This window comes from Mucilaginibacter sp. P1_A3, from assembly GCF_056406855.1.
In genome coordinates this window covers 440,139-462,581 of sequence record NZ_JBFTZJ010000006.1, presented here as the reverse complement: position 1 = coordinate 462,581, position 22,443 = coordinate 440,139, and the positions used below count along the sequence as shown (strand labels likewise).

The window sequence follows — 22,443 nt, the reverse complement described above, 5'->3', positions numbered from 1 at the left end:
CAGTTAATTAATCGCATTTGCCCTGTTATTGTCCATACATAATTATTATTTTACAGGCTAAACCAGATGCCGTATAGTGAGGTTTGTAAAGCGAATGTCATCATCAATAAAAAACAAAAAATAATTTTGAAACGATCGTTTCAAAATGTTTATCTTTGACCTATCAAAACAAAAACAACAACATAAAAAAAATAAAACAATGAGTAATTTAACAAACAAAGTTGCCGTAGTTACAGGTGGTAATAGCGGTATAGGATATGCAACAGCTAAAGAATTAGCATCAAAAGGTGCACAGGTAGTTATCACCGGCAGGAATGCAGCAGCAGTAAGCAAAGCAGCAGAAGAGTTGGGCGTAACCGGCATCGTATCTGATCAGGCTAAATTAGACCAGATTGATAACCTTGTTACCGAAGTTAAAGATCAATTTGGTAAAGTGGATATCCTGTTCCTGAATGCTGGTGTAGCCTTATTTAGCTCTGTAGCCACTGCAACTGAAGAACACTATGATACCATCATGAATTTAAATGTAAAAGGTGTTTACTTCACTGTTCAAAAATTTCTGCCAATAATAAACGATGGTGGTTCTATTATTTTTAACACATCTGTAAATGCCGCTTTGGGTGTGCCCGATAGCAGCGTATATGCAGCCAGCAAAGCAGCTTTATTATCGCTTAACAAAGTATTGGCAAGTGAACTTGCAAGCCGCAAGATACGTGTAAACGCAATTTCTCCCGGCCCGGTTGAAACCCCACTTTACGGTAAATTAGGTTTATCAGAAGAAGAAGTAAGTGGCTTTGGTAGCTTATTAGGTAAGAAGATTTTATTAAACCGTTTTGCTAAATCAGAAGAAATTGCCAACGCAGTTAGATTCTTAGCTTCTGACGATGCTTCATTTATTACCGGTACCGAACTTACTGTTGATGGCGGCTTAACTGTAAACGCCGTTATCTATTAATTAATAGTTTGCTATTTTATTTATACCGATTTGGAACGTTTGTTTCAAATCGGTAATTTTGTATAAGAGAGATTTATTATGGCCCGGAAAAAAGAATTTGATGAGGATGAACTGCTTGATAAAGCGCTTTCATTATTTTGGGACAAAGGCTACCATGCCACATCCGCTCAGGATCTGGTAGATAGGTTAGGCATAAACCGCTCAAGCCTTTATAATACTTACACTGATAAAAAAACGCTTTTTGCGAAATCACTAAGACAATATCAATCAAAAAATACCAATGCAGTACTTTCACTGATTAACAATGCCGATAACGCCGAAGAAGTAATAACACAGATCCTTTATGCTGTTATTAAAGAAAGCGAAGAAGATACATTGGCAAAGGGCTGCTTTATGGTGAACACCGCTGTTGAGCTATCCAGTCACGATAAGGAAATTGCCCATTTAGTGACTGAGAATAACCTGAGCGTGGAAAATGCCCTTGCCAAAACAATTGAAAAAGGCCAGCGTGACGGTCAGTTTAAAACAGCAATTGATTCAAGGGCTTTGGCAAGGTTTATATTCAGCACCATCAGCGGCTTAAGAGTGGCGGCCCGGGCGGGGGCCGATAGGAAAGTACTGGAAGATATTGTGACCGTGGCTTTATCTGCCCTACGTTAAGTTTGCCGAACGATCTCTTAGCTTTTCACCTTCCGCATTAAGCCTTTAGCATTTATATTACCTTTGCAGCCGATGGACTATTTTAAAAAGCTGCTTGATCTGCTGAACAAAGAGAAAGATGAAGACCGCAACACTTATCTAAAGCTAACAGAAAACACTTCGGCAGCCGACCGCCGGGCGCAGGGCCTTAGCTGGTACCCTATCGCTATCAGGAACACAGAACCTGGCCGGGGCGACTATCTGAGTGTTGAAGTTGAACGAACTACCCATCAAGACCTATCGCACCAGCTTAGGTTTGGTATACCAGCTGCCTTATTTTCCAATCACGACCCTAAAAAAGATCGCGTAGAAGGCCTCATCACCTACCAGGGCGGCAACAGACTCAAGATCACTTTATATACCGATGAATTGCCCGATTGGAGTCGGGATGGTAAACTGGGTATCGACTTGCTGTTTGATAACAACAGTTATGACGAAATGCTGAAAGCCATTAAACAGGCAGCTATTTTAAACGCAAAACCAGACGAAGGCAGGTTAGTAAAAATTCTTACCGGTAAAACCGCTGCTATTTTTGCAGACGATGTTATCCCCGTCCCTATATCCCGTTTAAACATTTCGCAGTTGGCGGCAGTTAACAAAATTGTTGCAGCACAGGACCTGGCCATTGTTCACGGCCCGCCCGGTACAGGCAAAACCACTACATTGGTACAGGCCATCAATCTATTGACTAAGCAAACCCAAAAACAAATACTGGTAGTTGCCGCCAGTAATACTGCTGTTGACCTTTTAAGCGAGAAACTGGCAGACGAAGGATTAAACGTTTTAAGGATAGGTAACCCCAATCGTGTTTCTGAAAAGCTGGTGGCTTTAACGCTCGATAGCAAAATGACCGCGCATGCTGATAATAAGTTGATCCGCACCTTAAAAAAGCAGGCCAGCGCGTATAAAGATATGGCCCATAAGTACAAGCGCAGCTTTGGAAAATCTGAACGTGACCAACGAAAGGCGCTATTTAATGAAGCGCACAAGATCATGAAAGATGTAACTCTCGCAGAGCAGCACATCATTGATGATTTGGTAAGTAAAGCGCAAGTGATTACGGCAACACTGGTGGGCTCCAATCATTATACTATAAGGGATGTAAAATTTGATACCGTTGTGATAGATGAGGCTGGGCAGGCTCTTGAACCTGCCACCTGGATCCCGATCCTTAAAGCTCAAAAGGTAATTTTAGCGGGAGATCATTTACAGCTCCCGCCTACCATCAAATCAACCGAGGCGGCTAAAGCGGGCTTAAGAATTACCCTGCTTGAGAAATGCGTGGCCCTCCATCCCGAAGCAGTTGTTTTGTTGGATGTTCAATACCGCATGAATGAAGCTATTATGGGCTTCTCTTCAAGAGAATTTTATGAAGATAAATTAAAGGCGCATGCATCAGTAGCTAACCGTTTACTTTTTAACGGAGATATTCCGGTTACTTTTATTGATACTGCCGGCGCCGGTTTTGAAGAACAACAGGCAGGCACCAGTACTTTTAATGCTGATGAGGCAGCTTTATTATTTAAACATTTAAACAGGCTGATAACAGCAATTGATCCCACCGTTAAATTTCCGAGCGTTGCCATTATATCACCTTATAAAGAACAGATTAGGATACTGAAAGAGCAATTACTGAATAATCCCGACTTATTACCACATGCCGATGATATCTCCATTAATACCATAGATAGTTTCCAGGGACAGGAGCGTGACGTGGTTTACATCAGCCTTACCCGTAGCAATTCTGATGGCGAAATCGGTTTCCTGTCAGATATACGCCGCATGAACGTAGCCATGACCCGCGCACGTAAAAAATTGGTAGTTATTGGCGATAGCGCAACCCTTACCAGGTTAAAATTTTATGCTGATTTTGTTGACCATGCCGAAAAACTGGGCGGATACCAGAGTGCCTGGGAATACTCCGGAGATTAAAGATTATTCAAATCGTTCAGGATAACAAAAGCCTTTTTAAGAAATATTTCATAGTTAATTGCAAAATCCGGTGGCCTCTGAAGGAGAAAGTGACGCAACAAAAATGGCTGTCATCCTGAGCCTGTCGAAGGATAGCGGGCAAAGGCCTCTCCGCGCGAGTCTTCGACAGGCTCAGACTAACAGGCCCACACTCCTCAAAATCCAATATGTCATAGGTAGTTTTAAAATCCGGAGGACCCTGAAGGGGAAATGACGTTTAGAAAGGTTTGTCATCCTGAGGAACGAAGGATCTATTTGCAAACTGTACAGGGCGAAGAAACATGGTGAAGAGTAGATCCTTCGTTCCTCAGGATGACAAAAGAGGTTTTAGCAAATACGCCATAGGTAGGCACGAAGTAACGACAATCTGTTTATTTATTTTAGAGAACCTCTCGGAGGCAGTAAAAAAATCAGGTAATTGTTTATAGCTTTATTCACCAATTATTACCTGATGTGCCTAAGGGGTGTTATCCTTCTTATTTTCCTGCTAAGTGCTGCTGTGGCTTATTCGCAATGCTCAAAAAGTTCGGGAGTACCCGTTTTTAATGAAACATTCGGATCTGGCGATGACGAAATTGGTCCGCCCCTGCAAGATGGCATAACAGATTACAGGTATGGTGCAGGGATATGCCCGGAAGACGACTTCTACTCCATTGTTAACCACACAGCAGGTTGTTACGGCCTATGGCATACGGTAACAGATCATACTGGAAATACTGGCGGTTATTTTATGATTTATGGTATGAAACGTGCAGCCGGCGACTTTTTTGTACAAAAGGTTAATGGTTTATGTGATGGAACAACTTACCAGTTTGCCGCCTATGTGTTAAACATGTTTGCGGCTCAAGGTGGTCTTGAGCCGGCTATTACCATCACCATTGAAACCACCGGCGGAACGGTTTTAAAAAGTTATAGTACAGGGCCAATAGTTGTAACAGACCCGGTTAAATGGCTCAAAACCGGGTTTAATTTCAAAACCTCGCCCGGCATGTCTACCGTTGTAATAAGGATGCACAACGATGTTCCCGGGGGATACGGAAACGACCTGGCTTTAGATGATATTACTATTACACCGGCAGGCCCTGTAACTACAATAGGTATAGATGGTGTTACCGGTGATACATTTGAAAATTCGTGCTATAAAGGCAACATTAGCCTTAATTCAAAAGTGGAGGACTGTTATGTGAAGAACGCCTATCAATGGCAAATTTCGGCAGATAAAACTAGCTGGGTAAATATACAGGGCGCAACCAATCCAGATTACCAATTTATCCCGCCGGGAGCAGGCACCTCTTTTTTGCGGTTAAATGTGGTGGAAGATAACAATAATGGTAATTGCAGCAGTACCAACTCAAATGTAATAACCATTACTTATCATGTATATGATCCCCCTAAAACCAACAATATTTCCGCTACTATCTGTCCTGCAGATTTCTACACGTTACCCTCGGGTAGAGTTATAAATTCCACAGGCCAATACAGCGATACTTTACGCAACAACCAAGGCTGCGATGACATTATTACTAATTTAAATTTAACAGTACACAACAAGCCAAACCTTGGCACCGACCTGGTTTTATGCCTGGGCGATTCCGTAATATTAAACCCTGGCATATTTACTCAATATTTATGGCAGGATGGCAGCACAAACCCTACCTATTTAGTTAAAACCGGCGGTACTTACCAGGTAAAAGTTACCGATGAATATGGCTGCGAAACTTCTGATACCGTTAATATTAAGAAAAATTCCTGTTCAACATTAAAACCTCCAAATACATTTAGCCCAAACAATGATGGTACTAATGATACCTGGGTTATTAAAGATCTTCAATATTTCCCCGGTTGTAAAGTTTTTGTTTATTCGCGATGGGGCGGCCTGCTATTTAAAAGCATCGGATATACACAGCCTTGGGATGGCAGGTATAACGGTAAAAACCTGCCGGCAGGCACTTATTACTACATCATCAATTTGAGTAACAACTCGCCGCCTATTTCGGGATACGTAGTTATAATCAGGTAGCATCTATCTAAAAAAATATAGCTTAATCTTATATCAATTACCGGCAGGCACGACTAAATAAACACAAAGAATTGATAATCAACAACAAATACACCCTCTTGCTATTTTAAGAAATACGCCCAGAACACTAATAATCAGCATCCTGGGCGTTCCAGGTGTATCAATCGTTTCATGCGTTCCAGTGGAACACTTGCCCGCGATGTTAAACTGATGCCGTAACGGCCTTCATTTTCCTTAATGCTGTTTTTGCCACCTGCAATGCATCCTGTGCATAATAGCTTTTGTTAAATACCTCGAAAGATATAATTAAAGGTTTATCGGGATGTTTGGCAAGTTGCAATATTTGCTTTACCGGAGCAATGCCATCACCCACATATACCCTATCCGGTTCCGAGATCTTTTCCGGACTAATACCGGCCGGGTAATCATTTACGTGTAAGATATCTAATGCCGGCTTACCTACAAATGCTAAACTCTCCACAGGCGACTGCCCCTTATAAACGTGGAATACATCCAACAAAATCCGAGCATCCGCATCGCAGCAGGCAGCAACCACATATAGTACCTGGCTCACCTGTTTCAGATTTACAGAACCTCCCCACATTTCTAACTGGGGGATAACACCGCTTTGCTTGCCCATTTTTAGTATAGCACTATAACGCTCGGCAATAGTATCCAGGCCTATTAATGGTAACTTTGTAGCGCCGGCAGGCGGGGCAGCTATGCGCGGGCAACCAATTTTGGCCAGCATATCCATATCTGCCTGTAACTGAACAACGGCTTTCTGCCGAACGGCATCGTCATCAACTATCCAGGGGGCAAACCCTATAGCATCCTCTACTTTAAGTCCCAGGCCGTCTATGATCTTTTTTGCCTCGGATAATGAACCGCCGTTTTGCAGGTAGGTTTGCAGCGTATCCAGCCAAATCTCCACTGAGGTAAAACCTGCCTTTGCCGCTACTTCAAGTTCTTTCACAAAACCCAGGTTATGTCCCCGGATGGTGCTCATATTTAGCGAATACACAAAGCCATTATCGTTTTTCTTTTCCACCTTAATTGCCGCCGAAACAGGATCTCCCAAAACTGCCGCACCTGCTGCTAAACCAATTGTTTTTAACACCTGTCGTCTGTTTAATCCCTCAGCCATCTCTAATATTTTAAACTTTTGATATAAGCTATAGTGACAGGCATCTGGGTAGCATATGATGGACTTTCATCCTCAATAAAATAGTGTTTAACACCAGCTTTTCTTGCTGCCTTTAAAACTTCAGGAATGTTAATTTGCCCGGTGCCCAGGGCTACATCATTTTTGGTATCTGTTCCCCCGGTTAAATCATTAGCCACACCCTTACGGATATCTTTCAGGTGCATTAGTTTTATACGGTTTGGATACTTATTGATCAGCTTAGCCGGATCCTGCCCGCCATGGAACGACCATAGCAGGTCAATCTCGAAGGATACATACTTAGGATTGGTGTTTTTCGCGATGTAATCAAACAGCGTACCATCCTCATAAGCCCCAAATTCGTAACCATGGTTATGATAACAAAATGTAAGTCCGGCTTCCGAGAGGATCTGCCCTACCCTGTTAAAATCAGCCACAGCTTTTTTGGCATCTTCAAGCGTAAACTCTTTGCCATGAGGTATCCAGGCCACCATCACATAGTTAGCACCCAGAATTTTTGCCTGCTTGATAACATCGCCGGGACTTTTAACAATATCATCATAACCTGTACCAATGGATGGGATAGTTATGCCGCGCTCATTACAGAGTTTCCTGAATTCTTCGGGCGGCATTCCTTTGGGCTCCTGGCCCTCCATTTCGGTTATGCCCATTGATTTAATAGTATCGAGCACAGCAATCGTAGCTTTAGGCATGCTGCTGCGAAAGGTATAAGCTTGTACACCAACCGGCGCAACAAAAACCGGTTTGCCGCTTTGAGCGAAAGTTTGTGTTGATAGCAAACCCATTGCTAAACAAACACTTGTAACTACTGCTATTTTCTTCATAAAGGAGTTTATTTAATTATCTAATTTATTGATCAAACCTAATATCGCTTAGCTTAAGGATCCCGTCGTTTGGTTTGGTACGTTTAATAGCAAATATGAATACATTATGTTTGCCGGTAACGGGTTTCTGCACGTCAGCACTTAACCACGCCAGTTTGTCCCAGCTGCCTGTATCGCCATAAGCTGTTGAGCAAATAACCGGCCCGGCTTGTGAATCCATACGTGCCTCAATTTCGCCATCAATCTCCTTTGATGCATATTGGAAACTGAACTTTCTAATATTCGTCAGATCCACATCTTTAAACAACACAAATGATTTGTGATTACCCAATGAAAGATCATTTCCATAACGGTTAAAACCTTTCAAATCATCAGCATAAACAGCTTTAACATCAGCATTGCGTAATGTAACCACATCGGTACCAGTTAGCGGACCAACAATTTTACCACCTTTGTCGGTATAAGATGCCAAAATGGTGTACTGTCCGCGTGGCTCGGTATCATTAAATTTCGGGTTCAGGGCGCCGTTCAAAGGCAAAGGCATTACTTTGCCCTTCTTATCGGTTAAAGAGAATATATACTTTACAATCTCCTTGGTATCAGCATTTGACAGCTGTGGGTGCGCGCTCATCACATGCTCGGTTCCCCAGCTGCCTGCACCACCGGCAATTATTTTTTTGGATAGTTTATCGGTAGAACCTTTTTGTGCTTTATACCGGTTCGCAATGGCAGTAAAGCTTGGGCCAACAGCCAGTTTATTGATTGTATGGCATGATTTACAGTCGCTGGATGCCATTAATGCCTTACCCGGATAGCTGATTTCTGTAGCAGATAACGCTGCCAGGTTTTGTGCGGTTTTACCATCGGTGGATGGCTGCGGGTTATACATGTAAAATAATTTCACCCGCTTAGGATCAATCTTTCCATCCTCTTTATCCTTCACTACTACACGATACTTAAAAGGCTTACCATTCCAGATGAATGATTTATTATCGGCACTGGCAATAGTTACAACGGGCCTGGTATTACCAACTCTTACCATTACGGTATCTCTGCCTGTTAATCCACTTTTATCTGTAACCTTTAGTATGGCTTTGTATACGCCGGGCTTAGTATAAACATAGCTTCCCGAAGCGGTTGTTGCACCTACTGTTTTACCATCAAACAACCATTGATAAGTTATTGCGTCATCATCATCCAGATCTTTACTGTTTTGACTATTGAAGCTCACGCTAAGCGGAGCCTGGCCCGAAATCTCTTTTTTAACAGGCATTTCCTTTAACTCAGCTGTCAAATATTTGGTGTGCTGATAGTACGACTGCATAGCAGTATCTGTAATACCTGCTTTGGCTATGGGTGCGCGGTTACCTGTATTGTATTCAATTTTCACAAGGCGGGCGTCTTCATTCTGTGCACCGTATACAGAACCATACTCCAGCATATATAATACGCCATCAGGACCAAATTCCATATCAATTGGTCTTCTGAAATCGCCGTTGGCCGGCATAAAAGCTTCATTACGCAGATAATTCTCGTCTTTATCAAACTTTAGGTTGATAACCCAGTTGCGCATCCAATCGGCCATAAATAAGGTACCGCTGTAATACTCGGGAAACTTGTTGGGGTTTTTAACACTGGCGTCATACTCATAAAAACCGCCGCCTATGGCGCATCTTCCGCCCATGCCCAATTCTGGAAATTCATCCGATGCAGCATAAGGATACCAGATCATCGCCGGTGTAGCGGGTGGCAGTACATTTAAACCGGTATTATTTGGCGAGTTATTTACAGGAGCCTTGGGATCAAAATTCGGTCCTGGTGTATTGGTCACAAAATCCCAGTGAGAATAAGCAAAGTTATTGCCGACAAAATATGGCCAGCCAAAATTACCGGCCTTGCGTGCCTGGTTAAATTCATCGTACCCACGCGGTCCGCGCGGGGAGTCTTTACCTGCGTCAGGTCCTACTTCGCCCCAGTATAGCACCGAGGTTACCGGGTTTACGGCTATACGGTAAGGATTACGGCAGCCCATTACATAAATCTCCGGCTTGGTTTTAGCCGTACCTTTAGGGAAAAGGTTACCTTCGGGTATAGTATAGGTACCGTCAGCCTCCGGGTGAATCCTTAATATCTTTCCTTTAAAATCGTTTGTGTTGCCCGCGCTGCGCTGCGCATCTAAACTGTAATGTTCCGTTCCGGGGCGTTCATCCAAAGGAGCATATCCATCTGCAGGAAACGGACTTGAACTATCACCAGTTGATAGGTATAAGTTACCATTTTTATCCCAGGCCAATGAGCCCCCATGATGAGCACCGCTCACTTTTTGAACAGGAACTTTCAATAATATCTTTTCAGATTTCAGGTCGAGCACATTTAACGGACTTAATTTAAAACGGGACAGCTGAAAGTTAAGTGGCTCAATAGTTTGCCCGGCGGGCATGTAATAAATATAAACAAACTGGTTGCTTTCAAATTTAGGATCGAGCGTTAAACCAATAACGCCGGTGCCTCCCTCATACGTAATTGGAAATTTATGGATCACTTTGAACTGACCTGTACGGGTATTAAATACAGAAAAGTTGCCCATTAGCTGGGTAAAAAACACACGACCGTCCTTAGCTGTTGCCAGTTCCATTGGTGAAGCAATATTGCTAACCAACACTGTTTTTATAAAGCGTGTTTGATCTGGAGATACTTTTGAATAGGATTTGCCATAATCCATTGGCTTGCCATTGCCCATGGCATAACGGATACCGCCAAGTAACTGCCCCAAAAACAATGGATCGCTGTAACTTTCGTCGGTATGGCCGCAGCCGGTGTAGAAAGAACGACCACCATCAAACTCATGAAACCAGGTTATGGGATGGCTTGTTCCATTGGTACCACCATCATAGGTATTTTCATCCAAACTGGCCAGCACATGTATGCCGCTATAGATGGATTTATAATTATACCATTCGTCGGTACGCTCCCACCTTGCCGGCAGATTAGCTGTAATAGGGTTTGTCCTATCGGTAACATCTATAGTTGCCTTCCGAATATTTGAGTTATTGGGATGGCTTGAAAAATAGGCGCCTACCAGTTTACCATACCATGGCCAATCATATTCCGTATCGGCTGCGGAATGCACGCCCGCATAACCGCCCCCTGCCTGGATGTACCGTTCAAAAGCAGCCTGCTGTTCGGCATTGAGTACATTGCCGGTTGTACATTGAAATATTACGGCATCGTACTTCTTTAAATTGTTATCTGTAAAGGCATTTGCATTGGTGGTGGTATCCACCTCAAAATTATTCTCTTTCCCCAACTTTTGAATAGCAGCAATACCAAAAGGAATACAGGAGTGATGCCAGCCTAATGTTTTTGAAAAAACAAGAACATGCTGCGTTGGCACTGGTTTTTTAAATGAATACAGCCCAAAGCTGAGCCCAATCAATAAAATACAGGTGAGTTTTAATTTTAATGACATTATTTGAGAGATTTAGTTGATGTTCTGCTTATTCCCAATCAATCTGCTAAAGCAACGCGTCCTTTCAAAAATTCAACCCAAAACAGGATTAAGCCTTGATGATAAAAACGTATTATGTAATGGCAAAAAAGTACCGGCGAACTAATTGGTTAATACAATATTAGCATTTATAACTAATCAGAGTTTAATAAATACACGCTTATTTTTACCACCAAATGCATTGTAAGTAAATTGTTACCCTAAGCACTTTATATCTTTTAAAGAAAAGAGTCGTAAATAGATCTGCGATTGTCGCAAGTCGCCATTTATTATTTTATTAACCAATGGTATATTTGATTATGCAAAACTTGCTTAACCGCTTTATTAAAACCACTGCTTTTATCCTGATAGCTATGACAACAGTTAATAAAACCCAGGGCCAGGAAACGGGCCGCTATGCCAATGTAAATGGCATAAAAATGTATTACGAGATTCATGGCAGCGGTCAGCCATTGGTGTTGATCCATGGCGGTGGATCAACTATAACCACTTCTTTTGGAAAAATACTGCCAATGCTATCCAAAACACACCAGGTTATAGCAGTAGAGCTTCAGGCTCATGGGCATACAACTGACCGGGACGCCCCTGTGAGCTTTGAGCAGGATGCGGATGATGTGGCCGAACTGCTTAAACAACTGAATGTTACCGGTGCCGATATTTTGGGTTTCAGCAATGGGGGTAATACAGCCATGCAAATAGCTATCAGGCATCCGGAACGGGTACGCAAACTTGTTTTGGCGTCGGCATTTTACAGGCGTGAAGGGATGTATTCCTGGCTTTGGGAAGGCATGAAACATGCCAAACTGGAAAATATGCCCAGGATATACCAGGAAGTATATTTAAGTATCCCCGGTAATACCCAGGCTGGGCTGCAAAACATGCACGATAAAGACGCCAAAAGGATGCAAACTTTTAAGGATTGGGAAAGCGATGTTATTAAATCGATACAAGCCCCCGCTTTAATAGTTATCGGAGATGAGGACGTTGTTCGTCCTGAGCATGCTGTTGAAATGTATCGTTTGCTGCCTCATGGTCGTTTGTCTATATTTCCAGATAACCATGGTAGCTATATGGGCGAGATCATGTCGCCTAACGCCGACAGTAAAGTACCGGAGTTATTTGTTGCTATGCTGAATGAATATTTGGCGGCACCGATGCCCAGGGTTAAGTAAAGCATTATTTCATTTTAGTATTTAGCTTAAAAAACATAAGTTTGATGTTTATATAAATCATTTATACTTAATGAGCCAGGTAAGCGACCTATCAACCGTTCCATCATTTATACGTAATACCGTTGCCAATATCCATCCGGAAAGTCACACTTTTATGATTCATAAAGTAAAAGACAACTGGGTAGAGATCACTTACGGCGAAGCCTTAGAAAAAATTGATGCTATATCTGCATGGATGCTCAGTCTGGGGATACAAAAAGGCGACCGGCTTTCACTCATTATCGAGAACGGGCCAAACTATGTTTACTACGACCAGGCCCTGCAGCAGATAGGTGCCGTTAATGCCTCTATATATCCAACCCTTACCGAGAATGAGATTGAATATATCCTGAATGATTCTGGCGCAAAAACTGTTATTGTTGGTAATCCCTTCCTTTTTCGTAAGGTGCTTAAAATAGCTAATAACTGCACTGCGCTCATTCGCATTATTCCGGCTTTTGATGATTTTGAAAAGTTTAGCGATAAGCTGAACCTTAACGCCGGTGTTATTGGGTTTGACCAGGTAATTAGCGAAGGGCTGGTATTAGTTGAACAATATCGCCAGGCTATTAATGCAGCCCGTGAAGCCATTTTACCAACCGATCTATCCTGCCTTATTTATACATCGGGTACCACCGGTATACCTAAGGGGGTGATGCTTACCCATTACAACCTTACCCAAAATGCTTTAAACAGTGTTATCCAGATTCCTTTTGTAACAAAGGATGATCGTTTCCTGTCATTCCTGCCCTTATCTCATGTTTTTGAGCGTACCATATATCATATTGCTATTTTAAAGGGTTCACAAATTGCATTTGCGCAAAGTTTAGAGTTATTAGCCAAAAACATGGCCGAGGTTAAGCCGACCATTTTATGCTGTGTACCGCGCCTGCTTGAACGCATTCATGACAAAGCTATAAAAAGTGGAACATCTGCCGGCGGCCTCAAAACCAAAATATTTTTGTGGGCGTTTGAGATTGGCAAAAAAGTGCGATTAGTGCAGGAAGCCGGTAAAAAACCAGGGCCTGTTTTAAAAACCCAGCATGCTATAGCTGAAAAACTGGTATTTAGTAAGATTAAGGAAAAAACCGGCGGCAAATTACAATTCATGGTATCTGGTGGAGGTGCGCTGCCTAAAAATATTGGTGAGTTTTTTGGCGATCTGGGTATTGTGATCTTGGAAGGTTTTGGACTAACAGAAACATCACCTGTGATGGCTGTTACGGAGCGCCATAGGGTAATTTATGGCACCGTAGGCCGTATTATTCCGGGTATCGAGGTTGGTATTCAGGATGTTGAAACCAAAAAGATATACACCATACAAAATCACGATAATTTCAAAGAAGATCTGATAACCGAAGAAGGCGAAATCATCGTTCGCGGCCATTGCGTAATGAAGGGTTACTGGAACAAACCCGAAGAAACTGCCACGGTAATTGACGCCGATGCCTGGTTCCATACAGGGGATATTGGCCGGTTTTTCCGCGGCAACCTGCAAATCACCGACCGCCTCAAAAATATGCTGGTGAATGCCTATGGCAAAAACATCTACCCCACCCCGGTTGAAAACACGTACCTAAAAAGTCCTAAAATTGAGCAGGTGTTTTTAGTGGGCGATAAACGTGAATACATTGCAGCTATTATAGTGCCCGGCAAAGAAACCCTTCAGGAAACCTTTGGCCTCAAAAATGAGTTTTTTGAACGACCGGAAGTATTCATTGAAGATAAAGAGATTGTTGACTGGATTGGCCAGGATATTCGTAAACTGAGTAACGAACTTGCCAAATTTGAACGTGTAAAATCATTCAAAATAAAACGCAATCCTTTTAGTATGGAAGAAGGTGAAATTACCCCTACCATGAAAGCCAAACGTAAAGTGATAGAAAAGAAATACGCGGCCGATATAGACGAGTTGTATGCCGGAGAAGCGGATACAGAAGATTGATTAATAATAGTTTTAAATATTAACAGGAGGCACATTACATGTGTCTCTTTTTGTTTGCATATAGCGCATTGATTCGTCACTAAAGAAAACTTCCTTTATTTCATCGAACATTTTACTAACTTTGTTAGCATGAAACGATCTGGCAGTGCTGACTTACCTTTACACTATGGCTATGTGCCGCAGTGGCTGGCTGAGCGCATGGCAAAGTTAGGCCTGGCCATTGTGGAAAATATAGTGATTGATTATGGCAAGGATGAAGTATTACGCCGTTTAAGCGATCCTTTCTGGTTTCAAAGCTTAGGTGCTGTTATGGGAATGGACTGGCATTCCTCTGGCATTACTACCTCAGTTATGGGCGCTTTGAAGCGGGCTATCAATCCACATAGCCGCGAGCTGGGTATTTACATTTGTGGCGGCAAAGGCAAACATTCTAAACAAACCCCGGCCGAGCTGTTAAAGATCAGCGAATCAACCGGGCTCGACGGTAACTACCTTGTTAAGTGCAGTAAACTAAGTGCTAAGGTTGATAACACCGCCATACAGGATGGTTTCCAGTTATATACCCATAATTTTATTTTGAGCGATACCGGCAAATGGGCGGTTGTACAACAAGGTATGAGCGATGCCAGCAGTACCGCCCGGCGCTATCACTGGCATTCGGAACAACTTACTTCTTTCGTAGATGATCCGCATACTTCTATCTACGGTAAAAATACAGGGCTGATATTGAACATGACAGATAAGCTTGCGGATACTTCAAGAAACGGTGTAATGCAGATAGCCGCCGAAAATCCGGAGCTGATGATCAGGGAAATCAGCAAACTGGTTATGCGCAATCATCACGACGTGAAAGCTAAAGACGTGGATTTAAAAAGATTGGGTGCTGTACTTTGGCTGGCTCATGAAAAACAGCCCGCCGATTTTGAAGACCTGTTATTGTTACAAGGTTTAGGTCCGCGCACTTTACAATCGCTGGCTTTGGTGAGCGAAGTGATCCACGGAACGCCATCGCGATTTAAAGACCCGGCAAGGTTTTCTTTTGCGCACGGCGGCAAGGATGGTCATCCATTCCCTGTACCTATCACCGTTTATGATGAAACTATCAGTACGCTGCAAAACGCTGTATATAAGTCGAAACTGGGCGTATCCGAAAAGAACGAGGCTATTAAACGCTTACACAAAATTGCAGAGAATGCTGAAAAAGACTTTACCCCAAATGCAAATTTTGACCAAGTTATAGCCAAAGAACGCGACGACTCCTGGAAATACGGTGGCAGAACTGTGATGGGTAAAGCAAAACCGCCAATACAGCAGCAATTGAAGCTATTTTAAATTATCACTGATTGTTTTGGCCGAATCAAGATGAGCCTGTAATAACGATATACCTTTCTTCGCAAATTCCACCACATTTAAACTTTTTGCCTGTGTGGCGGCTTTAAAATGGTTCATTTCCTGCTCGTCCTGGGCTATAATTATCTCTAAATAAGCCTTGTCAAACTCAGCGGATTTCTTTTGCTCTAAGTCAGCAATTATTTGCTGATGGATGGCATTAAGCTTATCGGTAACCTTAACTGAATCATCGGCCTGTAATTGTTTCAACTCATCGGTCAGCCTGGTATGATCATCAATCATGGTTTTGGCAAACTGAATAACCCGCTGATTTTTCGAGTTTGATATAGCCAACCCCGAGGCTTTTACGGCCATTAAACTTTCTTCTGTACTGTTTTTCAGGAAAAGCGAAACACTGTCATCAACTAAAGCTTTATCGTTGTAATTATTCGCGCGTTTGTTACTCTGGCATGATTGTACTAAAACAATGGCGACCAAACCAAATACAAGGTATATTATTTGCTTCATTTATAAATCGATTATACTACGGTTCAGGTTTAACAAAAAAACTGCAAACTGGTTTCCCAAGCACCGTAATTAAGTTGATCAATAATGATGTATGTTTTTTACAATTACCTTAAATCACAATTTCCTTAAACAAAAAACCACTTTGCCATACCCTGAAAGGGCATCACAAAGTGGTTATATCTAAAACAGATAGAGGGTTCTATTTAAAACACCTGGTCAAACTGGTTAACGGCATCCTTGCTTTCCAGCACAGAGTGGCCCATCAAAAATTCATCTACCTTACGAGCAGTTTCGCGGCCTTCTGATATAGCCCAAACAACCAGCGATTGGCCGCGGCGCATATCGCCTGCTGCAAATACTTTGCTTACATTGGTACGGTAAACACCTTCTTTAGCTTTAACGTTCTTACGTTCGTCAAGTTCAACACCCAATTGGGCTAATAAACCTGCAGGCTGAGGATATAAGAAACCCATTGCAAGGAATACTCTTTGACAAGGTATTTCGCGCTCCGAACCTTCAACAACATTAAACTTTAAAGGGCGGCCCATAACATCCTGCTCCCAGGACACATCAACAACTTTTAATGCTCTTAAATTACCATTTTCATCGCCTAAAAACTCCAGTGTATTAACGCCCCAAAAACGCTCTGCGCCTTCCTCGTGCGAACTGGTAGTTTTCATCACCATAGGGTATGTTGGCCATGGCATGTGTTGTGTACGCTCTGCCGGTGGTTGGTACATTACCTCAAACTGCTTGATAGATTTTGCACCCTGGCGATTTGAAGTACCTACACAGTCGCTGCCGGTATCACCACCACCAATTACTACAACATCTTTATCTGTAGCTAAAATATCTTCTGCATCTACACTAATATTGCTTACACGCTTGTTTTGCTGTTTCAAAAAGTCCATAGCAAAATGGATTCCTTTTAATTCCCTGCCGGGAATCATAAGGTTACGTGGTACAGTTGAGCCACCTGCCAATACTACAGCATCATTGCTACGCAACAGATCATCAGCGGCTACATTTACACCAACTTCGCTGTTGAGTTTAAATACAATGCCATCTTTTTCCATCACCTCGATACGACGCTCAACAACATTTTTCTCCAATTTAAAATCGGGAATACCATAGCGTAATAAACCACCTGGTTTATCATCGCGCTCATAAACGGTTACGGCATGACCAGCCTTCACCAATTGAGCTGCTGCTGCCAATCCGGCAGGACCAGAGCCTATTACAGCTACCTTTTTGCCAGATTTTACTAATGGTGCTGTTGGCTTAACCAGGTTATTCTTATAAGCTATCTCAATAATATGTTTTTCAATTTCCTCGATAGCTACGGCTGGCTTGTTGATACCTAAAACACAAGCAGATTCGCAGGGTGCAGGGCATATACGGCCTGTAAACTCAGGGAAGTTATTAGTTGATGATAAAATATGGTAAGCCTCTTCCCAGTTTTTACGATATACAGCATCGTTAAACTCCGGAATAATATTACCCAGCGGGCATCCCGAATGGCAAAAGGGGATACCGCAATTCATACACCTGGCCGATTGCTGATTTAGCTTTTCGTCGGTATATAAATTAACAAACTCATTATAGTTCTTTACGCGTTCAGCAGCGGGAACCTTGGTTGGTAATTCCCTGTTAAACTCCTGAAATCCTGTTGGTTTTCCCATTGAAATTTAGCCTATTGTTTGATATTGTAATTGCTCTAAAACTCTTTTATACTCTTTTGGATACACCTTAACAAATTGGGTTGATGCCTCGTTCCAATTGGTTAGTATCTGTTGGGCAAGCTTGCTTCCTGTTAAGCTGATGTGCTTACGCAATAATGCCAGTATCTGCTCTTCATCCTCTAATGATAAAGGATCAAGGTCTACCATCTCGGTATTGCAATTTTCGGCAAAGCTATTATCCGGGTTAAATACCCAGGCTAAACCACCGCTCATACCTGCCGCAAAATTACGACCTGTTTTACCCAGGATAAGTGCGCGGCCACCGGTCATGTATTCGCAACCATGATCGCCAATACCCTCAACAACTGTGGTAGCTCCAGAGTTACGCACCGCGAAACGCTCGCCCGCCATACCTCCAACAAACAGCTCGCCCGAAGTAGCACCATAAAGTGCAACGTTACCAATGATGATATTATCTTCAGGAACAAATGTTGCATTTGCAGCAGGATAGATAGCCAGTTGTGCACCGCATAAACCTTTACCTACATAGTCATTAGCTTCGCCTTCCAACTCAAAGGAAATTCCTTTGGTTGTAAACGCGCCGAAACTTTGCCCGGCCGACCCTTTGAATTTATAGTTGATGGTATTATCCGGTAAGCCGGCAGAACCATATTTTTTAGAGATTTCGTTTGATAAAAGCGTGCCGATAGTACGGTTCACATTGATTACATCAAATGAAGCAAATACAGGCGTTTTATCTTCAAGAGCAACTTTCGCTGTCTCCAATAACTGCCAGTCAATTATTTCGCTCATTCCATGATCCTGTTGCTCACTGTTGTACAGTGTCATGCCTTTGGTATTGGTAACCGGGTGCAATATGCCGCTCAGATCTATCTTTTTAGCTTTCCAGTTATCCAGATGATCTTTCACTTTCAGGAACTGAACGCGTCCAACCATCTCGTTAATGGTACGGAAACCAAGTTCAGCCATGATCTCGCGAAGTTCTTCGGCCATAAAGCGGAACAGGTTAACCACATGCTCCGGCTTGCCGCTGAACAGCTTCCTCAATTCAGGATCCTGAGTAGCAACGCCTACAGGGCAGGTATTTAAATGACACTTACGCATCATAATACAACCACCTGCAACAAGCGCGGCAGTAGCAACTCCCCACTCCTCGGCGCCCATTAAACAGGCTATAGCCAAATCGCGACCAGTTTTTAGCTGACCATCTGTTTGCAGTACCACACGGCTGCGTAGTTTGTTACGAACCAGTGTTTGGTGAGCTTCGGTTAAACCAAGCTCCCATGGTAAACCGGCGTGTTTTACAGAGCTTATTGGCGATGCACCTGTACCACCATCGTACCCTGCAATCAGGATCACATCGGCATGTGCTTTAGCAACACCAGCTGCTATAGTACCAACACCCGCTTTAGATACCAATTTCACGTTGATACGTGCAGCACGGTTGGCATTTTTAAGATCAAATATTAATTGGGCCAAATCCTCGATAGAATAAATATCGTGGTGTGGTGGCGGCGAAATCAAACCTACGCCTGGTGTAGAGTGGCGTGTTTTTGCAATCCAGTCATCAACTTTATGACCCGGCAGCTGCCCGCCTTCACCAGGTTTTGCACCTTGTGCCATCTTAATCTGCAACTCATCGGCATTGGTAAGGTAATTTGACGTTACCCCAAAACGAGCCGATGCCACTTGCTTAATAGCCGAGCGCATAGAATCGCCGCTGGCCATTTTTTCATAACGCATTTCATCCTCACCACCTTCACCTGTATTGCTTTTACCACCTATGCGGTTCATTGCAATAGCCATGGTGCTATGCGCCTCGTGAGATATAGACCCGAATGACATGGCGCCTGTTGCAAAGCGTGTCATGATGTTTCCTGCAGACTCAACCTCATCAATGGAGATAGCCTCACGGTGATGGGCAAAATCAAGCAATCCACGTATAGTAAAGTGCTTTTCGGTTTGCTCGTTAATTACTTTAGCATAGTTTTTATATACAGAGTAATCATTGCTGCGGGTAGCATGTTGTAATAAATGCACCGTAGTTGGATTAAACAAGTGAGCCTCTCCCCTGCGTTTCCACTGGTAAATACCACCTTCGGGCAATAAATTATCGGCACTTTTTGCATTAAAACCAATGCGGTGTTTGCAAAGTGCTTCGCGGGCAATTTCATCCAGGCCTAAACCACCTATACGGGTAACGGCTCCGCAGAAATATTTGTCAACAACACTTTTGTTTAAACCTAATATCTCAAATACCTGTGAACCATGGTATGATTGCAGCGTAGAAATTCCCATTTTAGAGAAAATCTTTAGCAAACCATCATTTACTGATTTCACATAGTTAGTATGTAGTTTTTTAATATCGTAGTTGGTTTCTAAACTACCGTTGTTTTTAACAGTTTCGATAGTAGCCAAAGCCAAATACGGGTTGATGGCAGTAGCACCAAAAGCCAGCAAACAGGCAAAATGGTGAACTTCCCATGCATCGCCGGTTTCAACAACCAAACCTACAGCGCCACGACGTCCTTTTTTAATCAAATGGTGATGCACAGCCGAAACAGCAAGCAAAGTTGGGATTGGAGCATGTTCTGAATCTACCGCACGATCCGAAAGGATCAATACCTCAAAACCATCATCAACAGCATCTTCTGCGTAGCGGCAAAGCCTTGCAATACCTTTTTCTAATGAACCGGGCATGCCATCGGCCACAAAATAAGTTTGCAGTGTTTTAGCATGGAAAAGGCCGGTATCAATACTTCTCAGTTTCTCTAACTGGTGATTTTTTAATATCGGGTGCTTTAAAACCACGCAATGGCAATGCATTTTATCCTCATCAAGCAGGTTGCCGTTGTTACCTATAAAGGTAGCCAAACTCATTACCAAACGCTCACGAATAGGATCGATAGGCGGGTTGGTAACCTGTGCAAAAAACTGTTTAAAATAGCTTGATAAATGTTGTGGTTTATCAGATAAGATAGCCAAAGGCACATCTGTACCCATAGAGCCGATGGGCTCTTTACCATCAACAGCCATAGGCTTTATAATGGTATCTATATCCTCGCGACTGTAACCAAATACCTGTTGGTAACGGAATACAGATGCTTCTGAAAGGCTGGCAAATGCCAAACGCGGTTCAGTAAGTTCGCTCAGGTTAATTTTATAATTCTCTAACCAACGGCCATAAGGCTGCTGTGAAGTAATTTGTTTTTTAATCTCATCATCAGTAATGATGCGGCCTTTTTCTGTATCGATCAACAGCATTTTACCAGGTTGCAAACGTCCCTTACGTAAAACAGTGCTCTCGTCAATATTTAAAGTACCAGCCTCAGATGCAGCTATAACACGGCCATCATTGGTGATTACATAACGCAGCGGGCGAAGACCATTTCTATCAAGCAAAGCGCCTACCAGTTTACCATCGGTAAAGGTAATTGCAGCCGGGCCATCCCAAGGCTCCATTAAGGTTGCATGATACTCATAAAACGCCTTTTTAACCGGGTCCATGTGTACATTGCCATCCCATGCTTCAGGGATCAGCATCATCATTACGTGAGGTAATGAGCGACCAGAATGCAATAATATTTCTATGATATTATCCAGGCAGGCAGAATCCGACTGGTTATTATCAATCACCGGCAACAGCATATCCATTTCTTCGGCAGTGAAATACGACGAAGCATATGATTTTAAACCGGCATAAAACCAGTTTAAGTTACCTGTAAGGGTGTTAATTTCACCATTATGGGCTATCAGCCGAAAAGGCTGAGCCAGTTTCCATGATGGAAATGTATTTGTTGAGAAACGCGAGTGAATCATGGCAAAACCAGATGCAATACGCGGATCTGTAAGATCGGCATAATATTTACGCAGCTGGTAAGTAGTTACCTGTCCTTTGTAAACAATGGTTTTGCAGGATAACGAGGTAAAATAAAAATGTTCAGCCGCACCAGCTATGGTTTCGGTGATGGTTTTATTAATATACCTTCTTAAAATGAATAGCTTACGCTCAAAATCTTCTGCGTTGGTAATATGATGCGGGCGGGCAATAAATATCTGCTCAACATCAGGTTCGGCCTGGCGGGCGGTTTCACCAACTGCCATTGAATCAACGGTTAATTTGCGGTAACCTAATTTTACAAGACCTAACTTTTCAATAGCATTGGTAATAACTATACGACAAGCTTTCTTTTGTGCCGAATCTTTAGGAAAAAATATCATCCCGACACCATACTCACCCGGCTCGGGCAGGCTGATCTCCAGGTTTGAGCATTCTTCCATCAGAAACTCATGTGGCAATTGTATCAAAATACCAGCACCATCGCCGGTTTCTGGGTCGCATCCGCAAGCGCCACGGTGTTCCATGTTCTCCAGCATGGTAAGCGCATCATCAATAATCTGGTTACTTTTATGACCGTTAATATTGGTTATAAATCCAGTCCCGCAGGAGTCGTGTTCAAATTCTGGCCTGTAAAGGCCCTGGTTGCTCTCAGTTTGATTCATCGTAAATTAAACCGTTTTATAAAATGGTGTAACTACGAAGTTACTGATATATAAATAAATT

Annotated in this window: 13 protein-coding genes; 7 read left to right on the top strand and 6 right to left on the bottom strand. The window is 42.7% G+C overall.

Annotated features, from left to right (window positions below; all coding sequences use genetic code 11):
- Nucleotides 1-199 precede the first annotated feature (199 nt).
- The 4 genes from AC1D0K_RS15230 to AC1D0K_RS15215 all read left to right on the top strand — a co-directional run bounded on the left by AC1D0K_RS15230 (nucleotide 200) and on the right by AC1D0K_RS15215 (nucleotide 5,645).
- Nucleotides 200-955, top strand: a complete 756-nt coding sequence (locus AC1D0K_RS15230; protein WP_295716332.1) for an SDR family oxidoreductase — start codon at nucleotides 200-202, stop codon at nucleotides 953-955.
- Between the two features lie 78 nt (nucleotides 956-1,033).
- Entirely contained in the window at nucleotides 1,034-1,615 is a 582-nt protein-coding gene (locus tag AC1D0K_RS15225) for a TetR/AcrR family transcriptional regulator (RefSeq protein ID WP_477396617.1), read from the top strand.
- A gap of 72 nt (nucleotides 1,616-1,687) precedes the next feature.
- Complete coding sequence (locus AC1D0K_RS15220) at nucleotides 1,688-3,586, top strand: AAA domain-containing protein (RefSeq protein WP_477396615.1); 1,899 nt, start codon at nucleotides 1,688-1,690, stop codon at nucleotides 3,584-3,586.
- A 457-nt stretch (nucleotides 3,587-4,043) separates the two neighbouring features.
- Nucleotides 4,044-5,645, top strand: a complete 1,602-nt coding sequence (locus AC1D0K_RS15215; RefSeq protein WP_477396613.1) for a gliding motility-associated C-terminal domain-containing protein — start codon at nucleotides 4,044-4,046, stop codon at nucleotides 5,643-5,645.
- A gap of 202 nt (nucleotides 5,646-5,847) precedes the next feature.
- On the opposite strand, the gene AC1D0K_RS15210 is transcribed toward AC1D0K_RS15215, so the two are convergent.
- From AC1D0K_RS15210 to AC1D0K_RS15200, 3 genes are read right to left on the bottom strand one after another with little or no spacing between them, the layout of a single operon-like run.
- Nucleotides 5,848-6,792, bottom strand: coding sequence for a sugar phosphate isomerase/epimerase family protein (locus tag AC1D0K_RS15210; RefSeq protein WP_477396611.1), 945 nt, complete (start codon nucleotides 6,790-6,792; stop codon nucleotides 5,848-5,850).
- A gap of 2 nt (nucleotides 6,793-6,794) precedes the next feature.
- Nucleotides 6,795-7,655 carry a sugar phosphate isomerase/epimerase family protein gene (locus tag AC1D0K_RS15205; protein ID WP_477396609.1) on the bottom strand — a complete coding sequence of 287 codons (861 nt, stop codon included), beginning with the start codon at nucleotides 7,653-7,655 and terminating at the stop codon, nucleotides 6,795-6,797.
- Nucleotides 7,656-7,680: 25 nt separating this feature from the next.
- Nucleotides 7,681-11,124: a ThuA domain-containing protein gene (locus AC1D0K_RS15200; RefSeq protein ID WP_477396606.1), complete on the bottom strand. Its 3,444-nt coding sequence runs from the start codon at nucleotides 11,122-11,124 to the stop codon at nucleotides 7,681-7,683.
- Between the two features lie 323 nt (nucleotides 11,125-11,447).
- Here AC1D0K_RS15200 and AC1D0K_RS15195 point away from each other — a divergent pair, with 323 nt between their 5' ends.
- From AC1D0K_RS15195 to AC1D0K_RS15185, 3 genes are all read left to right on the top strand, one after another.
- Nucleotides 11,448-12,335, top strand: coding sequence for an alpha/beta fold hydrolase (locus AC1D0K_RS15195; RefSeq protein ID WP_477396604.1), 888 nt, complete (start codon nucleotides 11,448-11,450; stop codon nucleotides 12,333-12,335).
- 70 nt (nucleotides 12,336-12,405) lie between these two features.
- Nucleotides 12,406-14,319 carry an AMP-dependent synthetase/ligase gene (locus AC1D0K_RS15190; protein WP_477396601.1) on the top strand — a complete coding sequence of 638 codons (1,914 nt, stop codon included), beginning with the start codon at nucleotides 12,406-12,408 and terminating at the stop codon, nucleotides 14,317-14,319.
- 129 nt (nucleotides 14,320-14,448) lie between these two features.
- Nucleotides 14,449-15,651 carry a DUF763 domain-containing protein gene (locus tag AC1D0K_RS15185; protein ID WP_477396599.1) on the top strand — a complete coding sequence of 401 codons (1,203 nt, stop codon included), beginning with the start codon at nucleotides 14,449-14,451 and terminating at the stop codon, nucleotides 15,649-15,651.
- Here AC1D0K_RS15185 and AC1D0K_RS15180 read toward each other — a convergent pair.
- From AC1D0K_RS15180 to gltB, 3 genes are all read right to left on the bottom strand, one after another.
- A complete protein-coding gene (locus AC1D0K_RS15180) occupies nucleotides 15,643-16,176 on the bottom strand; it encodes a DUF4142 domain-containing protein (protein WP_477396597.1) in 534 nt (177 codons plus the stop codon). The two genes, AC1D0K_RS15185 and AC1D0K_RS15180, sit on opposite strands and share 9 nt — an antisense overlap.
- A 203-nt stretch (nucleotides 16,177-16,379) precedes the next feature.
- The gene (locus AC1D0K_RS15175) at nucleotides 16,380-17,858 is read right to left on the bottom strand and encodes a glutamate synthase subunit beta (protein WP_477396594.1); all 1,479 of its coding nucleotides are present in this window, start codon (nucleotides 17,856-17,858) and stop codon (nucleotides 16,380-16,382) included.
- A 6-nt stretch (nucleotides 17,859-17,864) separates the two neighbouring features.
- The gene (gene gltB, locus AC1D0K_RS15170; protein ID WP_477463078.1) at nucleotides 17,865-22,382 is read right to left on the bottom strand and encodes a glutamate synthase large subunit; all 4,518 of its coding nucleotides are present in this window, start codon (nucleotides 22,380-22,382) and stop codon (nucleotides 17,865-17,867) included.
- Nucleotides 22,383-22,443 lie beyond the last annotated feature (61 nt).